Origin of the sequence: Shewanella sp. SM29 (assembly GCF_025654245.1) — a bacterium.
Lineage (GTDB): Bacteria > Pseudomonadota > Gammaproteobacteria > Enterobacterales > Shewanellaceae > Shewanella > Shewanella oncorhynchi.
On record NZ_JAKKRN010000018.1, the window covers coordinates 57,447 to 70,661 of the forward strand.

Genomic DNA, 13,215 nt, shown 5'->3' on the forward strand with positions numbered 1-13,215 from the left:
ATTATTCCTCTACTGACAAGCCGCAACGGCGGCTAATCCTGCTTGAATATCTGCAACTAAATCGGCGGCATCTTCAATACCCACCGATAGACGCAATAGGGTGTCCTTAATACCAGCCTCGAAGCGCGCTTGCGGCTCCATGGCTCTGTGGGTCATAGTGGCGGGCACTGCCACTAAACTTTCGACGCCACCTAAACTTTCCGCCACGCTAAATAAGCTGAGTGCACCTAAAAAGGCCACCACTTCGGCCTCGCCGCCTTTGAGCTCAAAGCTCAGCATAGCGCCAAAGCCCTGTTGTTGCTTGGCCGCAATGGCGTGACCTGGATGATCCGCAAGACCGGGGTAATAGACTTTGCTCACCACAGGGCTTTGCGTTAATACCTCAATAATACGCTGGGCATTGGCTTGATGCTCGCGAATACGCACAGCTAAGGTACGTAGGCCGCGCAGGGTCAGATAACTGTCAAAGGCTGACCCCGTTAAGCCTAGAGTGTTCGACCACCAATGTAAGCTTTCGCCGATTTGCGCGTCTTTGGCGACCACAGCGCCGCCGACTACATCGCTGTGACCATTGATATATTTAGTGGTGGAGTGGATAACGATATCCGCGCCTAACAATAGGGGTTGTTGCAATATTGGCGATAAAAAAGTGTTATCGACCACCACCAGCGCGCTGACCTCATGGCTCGCCTTAGCAATGGCTTCGATATCTACCACACGCAATAACGGGTTCGATGGGGTTTCGAGCCACACCATCTTAGGATTCTGCGCAATGGCGGCGGCTAACGCTTGGCTGTCGGTTTGGTCGACCACAATGAGCTTAAACTGGCCTTTCTTCGCCAAGTTGGTAAATAAACGGTAGGAACCACCATAGCAATCATGGGGCACAACTAATAGGTCATCGGGGCCGAGCAAAGTAGTCACTAAGGTGATGGCCGCCATGCCAGTGCACGTCACTATGCCAGTGGCGCCCTTTTCTAATTGCGCTAATGCTTCGCCTAAAATGCAGCGCGTTGGGTTGCCTGAACGACTGTAATCGAATTCGCGGGGATTTTTATGACCATCAAAGGCGTAATTAGTCGACAAATAAATCGGTGGCACAACTGCACCATATTGAGTATCGCTTTCGATACCCTGACGCACTGCCAGTGTGGCTAATTGACGCTCTGCCATGGGTGGACTCCTAAATTCGATAGACTGATAGAGATGTCTGGACGTCTAAATGTACCTAAGCCCAACGCCATCGTCAATAGGCGTGAAGACGTTTAGACGTCTGAACATAAAGAAATCTGTTTGCAATCACAAAGAAATAGTAGCAATAATTTGACTGTTCTTTGTAAGGGTTTAAAATCTGCCCCGAATTTAGCGTTATAACAGGTGAGTCAATGACTGAATGGAATGGGGAATACATCAGCCCCTATGCTGAACATGGCAAGAAGAATGAACAAGTAAAAAAAATTACTGTGTCTATTCCGCTCAAAGTGCTTAAGGTCCTCACGGACGAACGTACTCGTCGTCAGGTCAATAATTTGCGTCACGCCACCAACAGCGAGCTGTTGTGTGAGGCATTTTTGCACGCCTACACTGGCCAGCCATTGCCCAACGATGAAGATCTGTCAAAAGACAACCCAGACAGCATTCCCGCCGAAGCCAAGTTGTTGATGGATCAAATGGGAATCGAGTGGGAAGACATGGAATAGCGACTCGTCGCTTTCAAAGTCATATCACAGTGCTCATCAATAGGGATCGTTAACGATCCCTTTTTGTTTATCCCCAAGCGACTTCAAACTTTAAATTTCACCATCTTGAGTTGGTTTGGGATATAGGAAATCCTATGTTTTCTATGATAGATCCACAGACACTCGCCTTAGCCTCGCTGGTCGTGTTTCTGGGCGCATTAACCCAAAGTCTTATTGGGTTTGGGCTTGCGGTTGTCGCCAGTCCTTTGCTGTATATCGTCGATCCACAACTTGTACCTGCGCCTGTTATTGCTATGGGTTTCTCCATCGCCCTGCTGACCTTAGTGCGTGAACGCGGTCACTTAGAATTCAATGGCTTGCAATATGCGCTCCTAGGTCGCGTGCCCGGCGGTTTTATCGGCGCGAGTCTGTTGCTGTTTGCGCCTCAACCCATACTCGGTTTATCCATCGCCGCCATTGTAACTGTCGCAGTGATCCTCAGCCTGTATAAATTCAGCCTGCCAGTGAATAAGAAAACCCTCTTCGGTGCGGGCGTGGTTTCAGGGATCTTCGGCAATATCGCCGCGATTGGTGGCCCACCGATGGCGATTTTGTTGGCAGGCAAAGATGCCTCGCAGTTTCGTGCTGCCCTGTCGGCCTTCTTCATTTTTAGCTCCATGATTGCATTGGTCATTTTAGCGATCACTGGCTTATTAGAATTAAAACATCTGTGGCTGTCGTTGATGCTGCTCCCCTCAGTGATTTTAGGTTACTTAGTCGCAGGACGATTAGTGGGCCGTGTCGATAAAGAGAAGACAAAGATGGCGACGTTAGTCCTGTGCAGTATCAGCGCCTTAGTGCTAACGGTGAAGTCGGTTATCGAGTTATTACCCCAATAAGCGTCCTGCTTGTACTGGCAAACCTTCTCACGATTCAAACAATAAAAAAGCACTGACATTGCTTATATATAGTACCTTGAACTATGTATATTGTGTATTAAGGCAGAGAAATCTGCCTTTTTATTTCACAATAAAAGCTTTAGCGCTATAGTGTATTGTATGTTTAATGTGTATAAAGGAATGAACCTTGTCATCGGTTAAAGTCAAAGCAACTATCGTAGAAGATAATACTGGCATTAAAAGTCAGCTCCCCATCTTGATCACCGAACAAGGTGAAGTTGGTTCAGTTACCGATTACTTGCTAAAGATGGAAGCTGATGGTGCTAGTAATGCTTTAATGAATGGTTTTATTCAAGCCACTTCTTTGCTCTTGGATTACATGGAAGCCAACAAAGGATTATTTGAAGATCCTAAAATGCTATTCCAAACCTTTGCTAAGCGTCTTTACACAGGCACCATCGGTGAAGATGGTTTAGATCCCTCTGGCTTGTACTGGGTGCCAAGCTCAACTGATAACGTCAATAAACATATTCATCGATTAACGGCATTTACTGATTGGCTGGCTAACAAGCATGGCGCAGAGCCAATGAACCCTTTGCGAGATGCCACACCTCATGAGCAACGCCTTAATTACGCTGCTTGGTATCGAAAAAACCAAAATGACTTCCTTGGACATATTGAAGATAAAACTGTTAACAAAACCATCCGTAAAGCTCGCACAATGAAAGGACGTACTCCATTGACGAAAGCCGAAGACGATGCTTTAGCATTCCCAGATAAGCATTGGGAATCATTCTATAAAGATGGTATTGGCGGAGCAAAAGATCCGCGAGTTGCGCTGAGAGATAAGCTTATGCTGCTCTTGATGCACGGTGGCGGTTTGCGTGAAAGTGAAGCTATTATGCTGTGGGTGACTGATGTACTTGAAGATCCGTATGACCCTGAAAAAGCGATAGTTCGAATTTACAACGAAGTCGATGGTAAAGCACCCGAAAGTTGGCGTAGTCGCTCAGGCACAAAAACCAGAGAAGCCTATTTACAAGAAAAATACGCTCGTATACCACGCAAACGAATGAAAGGCACGGCATACGTTGGCTGGAAAACAAGAGTTGTAGACCATCGAGATAACTACATACAAGTTCAGTGGTTTCCAACGGATTATGGCAAGGTTTTTATGTCACTGTGGAAGAGTTACCAAAAATATCGAGCCAGTATTGACTGCCATCACCCCTATGCGTTCATTTCATTCCATCACAGCGCCCTTGGAAACCCATACACTTTGAATGCGTTTCACCAAAGCTATGCGGCGGGATTAAGGCGCATTGGCTTAGAGCCAAACAAATCGGAAGGGTTAGACCCGCACGGTCATCGTCATAGCTATGGCAGACGCTTAGAGCGTTCAGGACTTAACCCGTTGGTGATACGACGATGTATGCACCATAAATCACTGGAGTCTCAAGTTCCCTACACAGGTAAAGGGCAGCAGGAAATCTCCGATGAACTCAACAAGGCCACGCTACAACTGGCAAATCCTGAGTCCAAAGTAAAATCGCTAGATTGGAAAGAGTTGGTCGAGCACGGTTTTGACGATATTGACCCGCAAGGCTATTTCACAGGCAAGCATCCGAAATTACGAGGTAAATAATGGCAAAAAAAGGCAAGAAACAAGACGGACGTTCATCAGATTTAACCTTTTCTTGGATGCTCACCACCCTTGGCCCTGAATGGGAGCAATGGCAGGAATTAGCCGCTGAGTGGATGGCGATACAACATACGGGGATTGACGGCAAGCGTAAAGCGTTGAGCCGTTTTTTTGAGTCCTACCTGTTGGAGTACGCTCCCTATGCAGCTGATATTGGTCTGTTTTTCAAGGGCTGCAATGGACATATCTGCTCCACTGAAGAGCTAGAAGCTACTGTGAGAAAAACTATTAACGCCCACGCCGAATTAACAATGGCTATCAGCTACACCTTTGACTTCATTAATTACGTCATTGAGCATCATCTATCTGAAGAAGATGATAGCGGCAACTTAATACCACTGGTTCGCAATCCGCTGAGCAAAATTAAGACGCAATTCTCGCACACTGAAACCGTGCGTAACCCACTTCCGTATCGTTACATCCAAGACCTGCGCCAAATTCTGTGTCCATTGCCAGATAAAGCGGAACTGACGGTGATTGAGCAAAACCTACCACAAGGCGAGTCGTTACTGCCTAGCTATCACTACCGCCATTTCAAGCATTGGGCATGGGCACAAGAGCAGACAGGGCAAGGCAATCAGAGTGGCGATTGGTTTGAAGTTGAGCCTGACTTGATTGATAAAACCGACCCCGATTGCGTGTGGCGTACCAAAGAAGTGACTAGAGATAATAAAAGAATCACTCTCCACCAAATCTGGTCACCTGTCAAAGCGATGGTGATATTTATAAAGCTGCATCTGCCACTGCGCACCTATCAAGTGCGGATGTTAGACAGTGGTGAGGCGGATACGTGGCGTTATGAAAGCGGTCATTGGAAGCTCAATGACAAGCATGACTTTGCGCTCGGTAGCGAAAAACGCCCTTTTGGTAAAGGCATCTTTCGCCGTATCCATGACACCATGACAGGCCAGTATTCCACAGGTTTATATATCAACACCAACAAAACCGCTGACCAAAATAAAGACGAACTTGAGCGGGGCTACATTATTCCTTGGCAAAACGAAGAGGTACTATATTGGCTGGAAAAACTGCGTAACTGGCAGGAAAAATACAACCCTATAGTGAAACCGACAGACTGCACCACGCTCTCAATTAAACATACTAAGAATCAGAAGTCACAAACGCAGTTAGAAAGCATGGGTGAAATCGCCTTTCTCTTTCGGGATGCATCAGCAAACGGTGATGATAAATACAAACCGATAAATCCCGATGCGATGAGAGCTTTCTGGTATCAACTCTTGCTAACACTGGAAAACCAGCTCGCTGAGCAAGGTAATACGCTTGATAATGGAGAGCGACTTAAACTGGTTGTGGATTACCCAAAAGGCACTAATGTAAACTATAAGGTTGCCACGAACCACCCCCCGCACAGTTTGCGTGTATCGCTGATAACTGCCTACACGATGGATACCCAATTGCCACTACCTGTCATATCCAAACTACTGGCAGGGCACTCACGTATCCTAATGACCATCTACTATAACAAAATCACCCCGTCCGTGATGGCGGAAAAAATGAGTGAAGCCGAGGGGGAGCTTGAGGGTAAAGCCAAGCAGTCAGTGCGCAACTTCCTCAAAGATGCCTCACTAGCGCAAATTCAATGCAAAATGGTCTACCACAAAGAAGACAGTATTCAGGCAGCACTGGTTAACCGTAATCCCATCGGCTGGGAGGAGCGTTCAGCTGGCTTATGTTTGGTCGGAGGCAACACCGTAAAATCCGATGAAGTCAGTACGCTGGGCGGGTGCTGGAACGGCGGTGAGTTGATTAAAGATGCAAGTGCTGCCAAAAATCGCATCTATGACAGCGTACCGCATGGCCCTGAAAACTGTATTCGTTGCCGTTGGTTTATAACTGAGGCGCGATACCTGCCAGCGCTTAACGCTCAGTTAAATCAACTCAGTTACAAGGCGCACCAAGCGGCTAACCTATCGGTTGAAATCGAGGGTGAGCTAGAAGCACTCAAAGACGAGCAGTTCTTCTGTGAAGAGCAAGGCAAACCCTTTACCAAACACAGTGAGTTACAGGTGCTGCAACGCCGCTATGAAAAGCAACAAGTAGAGGCCAATGAATACGCCAAAGACTTGATAGTGTGCTTCGAGCTAATCATCAAAATCAATCAAGTCGAGGAAGCCCGAAGCGATGGCGACACCAAAGATAAATTGATTGCAGTAGGGAATGAACAAGATATTAGCCATGCCTTGAGGTTTATCGAAACCGACTCAGAGCTCTTACACCTCTCCTTGCTATGTGACGATGCCGAATTCTTCCCTGACTTGCAGGATGAACTTCGTAAAACGCCCGCCATTCAAAAGCGCTCCATTGAACTCAGTCGCATGCTGATGAAAAAGGGTTTTGAACCTATCTTCTTGGAAATGGATGAAAAGCAGCAACTCATTGCTGCTAATGCCATGCTTCGTCACATGGCAAAAATAGCAGACCCTCATGACAAATTAGAGGGCTACCGCAAAGTCGCCAACTACATTGAGGCAGGTGAGTACCTTGAAGAAAACAAACTATTTAGTGCAGGCATGAGTGCGCTCACTGGTAAAGCATTGCACCTAGAAAATCTCACCCAACCTGCGCTCTTGGAGGGTTAATGGACATTAATATTGATATCATCTTGGCTGACCTAAAAGACGACAAAGTGCCAAGAACCCAAAAAAACCTAGATAAGCTTAACGACATCCTGAAAGCCTATGCAGGATCGGGGCAGCGTGATTTCTCCATTGCACAAATGGGGCGAGTATCAGCAGCAGAGGGTGGCCCAGGTTACGAAGCGTTACGAGCAACCAAAAACAAGCACTACCGCACCTTGATTGAAGCATGGGCAGCAAAGTGCAAAACAACCACCAAAAAGCCGTTATCGCCAACCTCACGCTCTAAGTCTGTTCCACAGGATAACAAGCTACTTGAGCGTATTCCAGACCCTGCGGTACGGGCTTTGTTTGGTCAGATTATTGCCGAGCGCAACCGTTATCGCAAAGAGGTTAATCTGCTAAAACAGCACGCGAATATTACCATTGATAAGCGTCCTGTACGTCAGTTTGATGCAAGCGCAGAGCCGAGTGTTGAAGTCTTGCCTTCACTATCTGGCATCTTGACCGAATCTGAGAAGAAAGCCTTAGCCTACGCTATTTCTGACGAATGTATGGAAAAACATAACTGGCAAACCACACAAGCAGGCCAAGTAAAAGACATGGAATACAACATAGAAATATTCCCTAGAGGCTTTGCGACAGGTCTACGCAAGTTGTTAGGTGAGGTAGATGATTAATGGCGAACGGTCAGCAAAGAGCGCAGCAGAATCTCGAAGCATTTGAAGTATGGCAAGCCACTCAAACTGATGATGACTTTAAGCAAATCGCCTTTAAAGGCAAGCTCAACCGCATCGAAGTAGCAAAAGGGGTTGGTTGCGGTAAGTCTGCCCTTAACCAAAATCCTACGCTTAGAAAAGCGCTCAAGGCATTAGAAGACAAACTGCGTGATAAAGGTATACTCCCGCCACTGACCGAATCTGCAAAGAACAATGCTGACAAACCAAAGCAATACGACAACACAGCTAATCGCAAGCTGCTCGACGCTAAACGAGTATCGACCTTAGAAGCTGAAAACATTGAGCTAAAAGCCAAAGTTAAAGAGCTGGAAGGTAAACTGGAGCGTTTTGGCGAACTGAATGAAACCTTGTCAGAAATGGGGTTTATGCCACGATGAAATTTACACTCCATCAAGACCAAATGCGTGTCACGAGCATTCCTTACAGCTCTACCAAAATGGTGATATTCAGTGGCGTGCCACTGAAAAAAAACTCACACAAAACCAATAGCGGCAAGTATTACGTCACCATCAAAGCTGATCCAGATGCCATCCCCGTTCAACCAGCCCTCGGCCAGCACTGGTCAGTGAAGGGAACTCGTTTGGTAGAGGAAGTAGAAACAGGTGATTTCGTGATGCAGCAGCATACCTATGAATCACCAGAGCACATCGAATGCAGCCTGCCAGAAACGGGTGAACAGCTTATTCGCTTTATTGCCAGAGAAAGTGATTTCAAAGGTATCGGTGAAAGTAAAGCTAGAGCACTCTGGGAACTGTTAGGAAAGGATTTTCACTCAACGGTTAGAAAAGACACTCATGAATCAAGAGAGCGCCTTAGAAGTGTCCTGAGTGAAGATTCTATCAATGCGTTATTTGAGGGTTACGCCAAATATAAGAATCTGGCCTACTGCAACTGGATGACCGAACACAAGATACCAGCAAGTATTCAGCAGCGCTTATTGAAGCATCATGGAGAAGAGTCCATTGAGGCTATTAAACAAAATCCGTATGTCCTTATTGGGTTTGGGATGTCGTTTACGGATGTCGATAAACTGGTTAATTTTGACCAGTTTAAGATCACAGCTTGTGATCACCGCAGACTAAGTGCCGCACTTGAAACCGCGATTCGCAAAGAGATTGAGAAAGGCCACACCTATACAACTCAAGCGTGTTTACGCCCATACCTAACCAAATTGCTCAAAGATAAGGAACTGGTGACGGAAGCGTTTAAAGCAGGTCACAACAAAGCGCAATACATCCTAAACCCCGACACTGGCTCTTATCATCCAACCGCCCAGTTGTTGATGGAAAATGTCGTTGCCAAACGACTTAAAGCACTAGCTAATCAAAACAACCTTTATGACGAAGTTGCAAATTCTGCATATTGCTCTTCGGTTGGTGAATTACCATACGAGCTAACCAAGAAGCAGATTGAAGCAGTGACAACGTGTTTGGATAACGCCGTGAGCTGTATTACGGGCGGAGCTGGCACAGGTAAAACCACAGTCCTTAGAACCGCACTTCGAGCCTACCATCAAATGGGATTTGAAATACATGCGGTCGCGCTGAGTGGCAGAGCCGCTATGCGCTTGCATGAGTCAATTGGCTTTATCACCTCAACTATCGCTAAGTTATTACGTAGAGAGCCTATTGAGCCAAGTTCAGACCAGCCAAAGCATTTACTGGTAATAGATGAAGCCAGTATGATTGACTTGCCAACCATGTATCGCCTGGTCAACCATATTCACCCATCGGTTCGTATTATCTTTACTGGCGACCCTGACCAGTTACCACCTATAGGTTGCGGCAAGGTTTTGGCTGATATCGTTCTATCAAAAGCCGTTGCTAATACTATGCTAGATATCGTTAAGCGTCAGAAAGGCTCAACGGGTATTCCTGAATACTCCAAGCTCATTAATCAAGGTATCGTGCCTGAAAAACTAAGTACGGGGGCTATTCACTTCCACGAAACGGCAAAGAGCGACATTGCTCAAGCCTGTTGTGAGTTGTATCAGCAATCACCTGAAAATAGTCGCGTCATGGCACCGACCAAGGCACTCGTTGCTGAAATTAATAAACTGACCCAAGAGGCTGTTAACCCAAGCGGTAGAAGGCTTGAGTTTGAAATGCACGGTGAGAGATTCTTTCAAAACCTCAGATTGAATGATGCGATTCTATTTACGCAAAACCACTATGATAAAGGCATTCAAAACGGCTCTCTTGGTACGCTTACCAGCATTGACTCATCAGGTGAAAGTTATGGTGAAGTAACGCTGGATACGGGGGATAAAGTTGAGGTCACACAATCCGTGCTCGATTGCATGGAGTTGGGTTATGCAATAACCCTACATAAAGCTCAAGGATCGCAGTTTCCTAGAATCATTATTGCACTACAGAAAGGCAAAATCGTTGATAGAGCGTGGCTGTATACCGCGATTACCAGAGCAGAGGTTGAGATCCATATAGTTGGTAGTTCGGATGAACTAAGGGTTATTACAGAAGCCCACAGTAACTCACATAAGCGAAATAGCTACTTGAGTGAACTACTACACCAAAATTAGCAAAGCTGCTGCAAAACATCACCCAAATTTATCACCACGATCAATCGCGGCTTACAACCCGTTGCACTTTCATGTAACCACCAGCTTCAGCAGTCATACAGTTAATTGATCGTCAGCTAAGAGCGAATACCGGAGATTAACGCCCACCTGAGTGGCTGACAACTCATTATCACTAAACTCCAACACAACCACCGCGACTCATTGGGACAGGAAACGCCACGCGTTGAAAGTCCCTCTTGAGGCGTTTGTTAAATTGCTAATTACCGAGACTTAATTTGCTTAACTAAGTTTGAAGCAACCATAATGTAAGCTTTTGCGTCACTTTCTGTTAATTCCTCTTCTTTCGTATGCACAAGCTGATTTCGTAGCTTTAGGAGTTCATTAAACGACTTAAGTTGTGTATCGTTCAAGACACCACATTGATGTAGATAATATCCCAGCTTCGCATAATTTTTGAACGGGACTGTATTTGATGAACTCCAAAAAGAAGCAGCAAGTGCTGCTGCAACATTCTCTAGCTCCATCCATGCTTCCAAGACAGCGGCTCGTGTGGAAAAAGCGAGAATATTCATTGCTGGCGTGTCAATTTCTGAAGTTTCATCGATTTCAGCTTCAGACTTCAGCGCTTGAATTTGTTCAGAGAACTCCATCTCGAATTCCTTGAACTTCAATTTACGCATGAATGGCACCAAATAAATCAATGGTTTGCGTAAAAAAAATAAAACAAAAATCAAAGTTGCTGGCCAAGCTAATGCTTTAGTCATTTCAGTAATAAATGTGTACTTATCCATCGTTATCCTAATTCACTCAAGAGCAACACCTAGCTCTGGGGCTACATGGCTCGGAGCGTAATGCAATCCGCCAGTAGCCACTTGTTAAATGTTTGTTTTCTTCATGATAATTAGACCAGCTGTATTCATACCACGTTGCCATGCTCTATTTGTCCAGTACGTTCCTTTTAAAACTGTATTTTCATCATTAATTATGATCTCTAGCTTTGCTGCCCCATCAAAAACCCTATCATCTGTTTCTTTAGGAAGCGGAACCGATGCTTCGAAAATATAACTCAGATAGAAAGTTCCGGTACGAGGATCTCTATAAAGCTCGCTTTGTATTACCTTGCTTTCTTGGTAACCGTCTGATGACTTCAATGCTAGGCTAAATCCAAACAAATCTGCCTTAATTGTCAACTCTACCTCCTTGGAGACTTTGTTGCCATTTTCATCGGTGTAATTTGAGTACGCCTCGCCTAGCCACTTTCCGTTGAGGTTTGGACATACGGTTTTATGTAGTAGCTCCCCCAAAAATGGGAGCTTCCAGAAAAACAACCACCCCCATTTCCCAATGACATATATAACCGCGATAAAAATTAGTGTTATTGGCGTTGAAAGCTTAAAAGAATCACCAAAGTTATTCCAAGAAAGCTCCCCACCATTAGTGCCCATGAGTAGGATTAATGCAGATAGAAATAATGCAGAAAAAATAGCGAGTAATAGCTTTAACAGCCCGAGTTTCGGAAATACCTTCCACATACCTATCTACCTTTAAAATATTTCTTCTTTGGAGGGTTTCTCAAAGGTCGGGAAAAACCAGTTATACGAACTTTAACTGCCCCCATACCCTTTATATTGTTTTTATCAAGTACTAAGCATTCCATGTAGTGTGTACCGCTATAACTACAACCTTCGTACCGTTCATCGCTTATTGAAAGTACCGAGGTGTGCCCAAGATCGTTAACCCTTTTTGCTTCTTCATCTTGATTCCGTACAATCCAATGAACCTCGGCAGTTTCACTATAATCAGATTTATTATCTATTGAAAAATAAAGCTCTTCATCACGAAACACCCTAATTTCATCTTTCACACCACTAGACATAAGCTTCTTTTTTTTGTCTAGGTGTCGAACTTTAATTTTAGGTGGAACTGTTATTGCAGGAAGATTTGTGTTCTTTGATACCTCATCAATCCTTTCAATAAATGGAGGAAACATATGTTCAAATGTTGCGCTCCATAGAACGTATTGCTGGAAACTGTCATCTGATTTATTTATAAATTCACACGAATTCTTTAATGCCTCTGATCTACTTTTAATTTGTTGATATTCATCATCCTTGAAGCCAAACAAATCCCCTCCATTGCATGGGTTATCTAACGTGTCATTTGAGATAATATAATTCATTACACGTACGGCGGTTTGAATAAAGGCATCATCGTCGTCATCCGCCGCAACAAATAGATCAGCTACAAGTACCGTAATTGCAATTGATGGAATTCTAATGCCATCTTCCTTTCCCTTGATCGACGTCCACACCTTTAGATACTTGATCATCCTTCTCAGCTGAGCCAAGGATATTGATGTTAAACCTGATACTTTTTTATTAAACCAATCTTGAAGCGCTTTTGGGTCACTATCAACCCACTCATCCGACTCAACAGCGAGCTTACAAGTACCAGTTTCAGCATCGCTGTAATAGATAGGTATATCAATATGAAAAGATGACGGGTAAATCAGCCGCTCACAGCTCGTTTTACTTTCCCCAACTTTGGCCTCAGGTCTATTCGAAACATACCACTCAAGAATACTTCGATTTAGCTGCTTTACATCTAACGCAGATAACCCCTCATCTTCAGCATTGCATAAAACATACAATCCAACATCAATATCAAATTCATCACCCTTTTTGATAGGTCTTATAAGAGTGTGATTTTTATACGAACCTTGGATCCAGTGTTTTACTGGAACTTCCAATGATGATGAAAGCTCGGACTTTACTAACTCAAGCAGTTTATCTTTCTTAGATCTGGCGTCTTCCAATTGTTCAGGCGTCAACGAAATACGTGTAAAGAGAGTTTCATTTTCGTTAGCTTCAAAAAACAGCTTAGCACTTAAACCCATAAATTTATTTCCCCATACTTACATCAACGCACCGGACACATGTTAATCAAATGCAAAACGCACACTTTTACGTCTACGTTGGGCCTTTGATCTTTTTTGCATTCGTCCACGCTAACGAAAAAACAATCTGCAATCAATTTTTTAGCTGACTTTTCCGCTTTGT

11 protein-coding genes are annotated in these 13,215 nt (G+C 44.7%); 7 read left to right on the top strand and 4 right to left on the bottom strand.

Annotated features, from left to right (window positions below; translation table 11 throughout):
* Nucleotides 1–9 precede the first annotated feature (9 nt).
* Entirely contained in the window at nucleotides 10–1,173 is a 1,164-nt protein-coding gene (gene metB / locus L5L77_RS13700; protein ID WP_105251320.1) for a cystathionine gamma-synthase, read from the bottom strand.
* 212 nt (nucleotides 1,174–1,385) lie between these two features.
* On the opposite strand from metB, the gene metJ reads away from it, so the two are divergent.
* From metJ to L5L77_RS13735, 7 genes are all read left to right on the top strand, one after another.
* Nucleotides 1,386–1,700: a met regulon transcriptional regulator MetJ gene (gene metJ / locus L5L77_RS13705; RefSeq protein ID WP_105251319.1), complete on the top strand. Its 315-nt coding sequence runs from the start codon at nucleotides 1,386–1,388 to the stop codon at nucleotides 1,698–1,700.
* Between the two features lie 134 nt (nucleotides 1,701–1,834).
* Complete coding sequence (locus L5L77_RS13710; RefSeq protein ID WP_106649332.1) at nucleotides 1,835–2,578, top strand: sulfite exporter TauE/SafE family protein; 744 nt, start codon at nucleotides 1,835–1,837, stop codon at nucleotides 2,576–2,578.
* 187 nt (nucleotides 2,579–2,765) lie between these two features.
* Nucleotides 2,766–4,223, top strand: coding sequence for a gamma-mobile-trio recombinase GmtY (gene gmtY, locus L5L77_RS13715; protein WP_263222934.1), 1,458 nt, complete (start codon nucleotides 2,766–2,768; stop codon nucleotides 4,221–4,223).
* Entirely contained in the window at nucleotides 4,223–6,880 is a 2,658-nt protein-coding gene (locus tag L5L77_RS13720; RefSeq protein ID WP_263222936.1) for an integrase family protein, read from the top strand. The genes gmtY and L5L77_RS13720 overlap by 1 nt, the downstream gene beginning before the upstream one ends.
* Nucleotides 6,880–7,557 (top strand): gamma-mobile-trio protein GmtX, encoded by a 678-nt coding sequence (gene gmtX / locus L5L77_RS13725; protein WP_000353920.1) that lies wholly within the window; start codon nucleotides 6,880–6,882, stop codon nucleotides 7,555–7,557. Before L5L77_RS13720 ends, gmtX begins: the two co-directional genes overlap by 1 nt.
* A complete protein-coding gene (locus tag L5L77_RS13730) occupies nucleotides 7,557–7,994 on the top strand; it encodes a VPA1267 family protein (protein WP_263222938.1) in 438 nt (145 codons plus the stop codon). The genes gmtX and L5L77_RS13730 overlap by 1 nt, the downstream gene beginning before the upstream one ends.
* The gene (locus L5L77_RS13735; RefSeq protein WP_317629710.1) at nucleotides 7,991–10,156 is read left to right on the top strand and encodes an AAA family ATPase; all 2,166 of its coding nucleotides are present in this window, start codon (nucleotides 7,991–7,993) and stop codon (nucleotides 10,154–10,156) included. The genes L5L77_RS13730 and L5L77_RS13735 overlap by 4 nt, the downstream gene beginning before the upstream one ends.
* 260 nt (nucleotides 10,157–10,416) lie before the next feature.
* On the opposite strand, the gene L5L77_RS13740 is transcribed toward L5L77_RS13735, so the two are convergent.
* From L5L77_RS13740 to L5L77_RS13750, 3 genes are all read right to left on the bottom strand, one after another.
* Nucleotides 10,417–10,947: a hypothetical protein gene (locus tag L5L77_RS13740; RefSeq protein ID WP_263222940.1), complete on the bottom strand. Its 531-nt coding sequence runs from the start codon at nucleotides 10,945–10,947 to the stop codon at nucleotides 10,417–10,419.
* Between the two features lie 84 nt (nucleotides 10,948–11,031).
* Entirely contained in the window at nucleotides 11,032–11,688 is a 657-nt protein-coding gene (locus tag L5L77_RS13745) for a hypothetical protein (RefSeq protein ID WP_263222942.1), read from the bottom strand.
* A 2-nt stretch (nucleotides 11,689–11,690) separates the two neighbouring features.
* Nucleotides 11,691–13,052, bottom strand: a complete 1,362-nt coding sequence (locus tag L5L77_RS13750) for a CBASS cGAMP synthase (protein ID WP_263222943.1) — start codon at nucleotides 13,050–13,052, stop codon at nucleotides 11,691–11,693.
* Nucleotides 13,053–13,215: the final 163 nt, after the last annotated feature.

Bases quoted from the DNA above. Each gene is read 5' to 3' on its own strand.
- metB (WP_105251320.1), bottom strand. From the start codon at position 1,173: ATGGCAGAGCGTCAATTAGCCACACTGGCAGTGCGTCAGGGTATCGAA.
- L5L77_RS13735 (WP_317629710.1), top strand. From the start codon at position 7,991: ATGAAATTTACACTCCATCAAGACCAAATGCGTGTCACGAGCATTCCT.
- L5L77_RS13730 (WP_263222938.1), top strand. From the start codon at position 7,557: ATGGCGAACGGTCAGCAAAGAGCGCAGCAGAATCTCGAAGCATTTGAA.
- gmtX (WP_000353920.1), top strand. From the start codon at position 6,880: ATGGACATTAATATTGATATCATCTTGGCTGACCTAAAAGACGACAAA.
- L5L77_RS13740 (WP_263222940.1), bottom strand. From the start codon at position 10,947: ATGGATAAGTACACATTTATTACTGAAATGACTAAAGCATTAGCTTGG.
- metJ (WP_105251319.1), top strand. From the start codon at position 1,386: ATGACTGAATGGAATGGGGAATACATCAGCCCCTATGCTGAACATGGC.
- L5L77_RS13720 (WP_263222936.1), top strand. From the start codon at position 4,223: ATGGCAAAAAAAGGCAAGAAACAAGACGGACGTTCATCAGATTTAACC.
- L5L77_RS13750 (WP_263222943.1), bottom strand. From the start codon at position 13,052: ATGGGTTTAAGTGCTAAGCTGTTTTTTGAAGCTAACGAAAATGAAACT.
- L5L77_RS13745 (WP_263222942.1), bottom strand. From the start codon at position 11,688: ATGTGGAAGGTATTTCCGAAACTCGGGCTGTTAAAGCTATTACTCGCT.
- L5L77_RS13710 (WP_106649332.1), top strand. From the start codon at position 1,835: ATGTTTTCTATGATAGATCCACAGACACTCGCCTTAGCCTCGCTGGTC.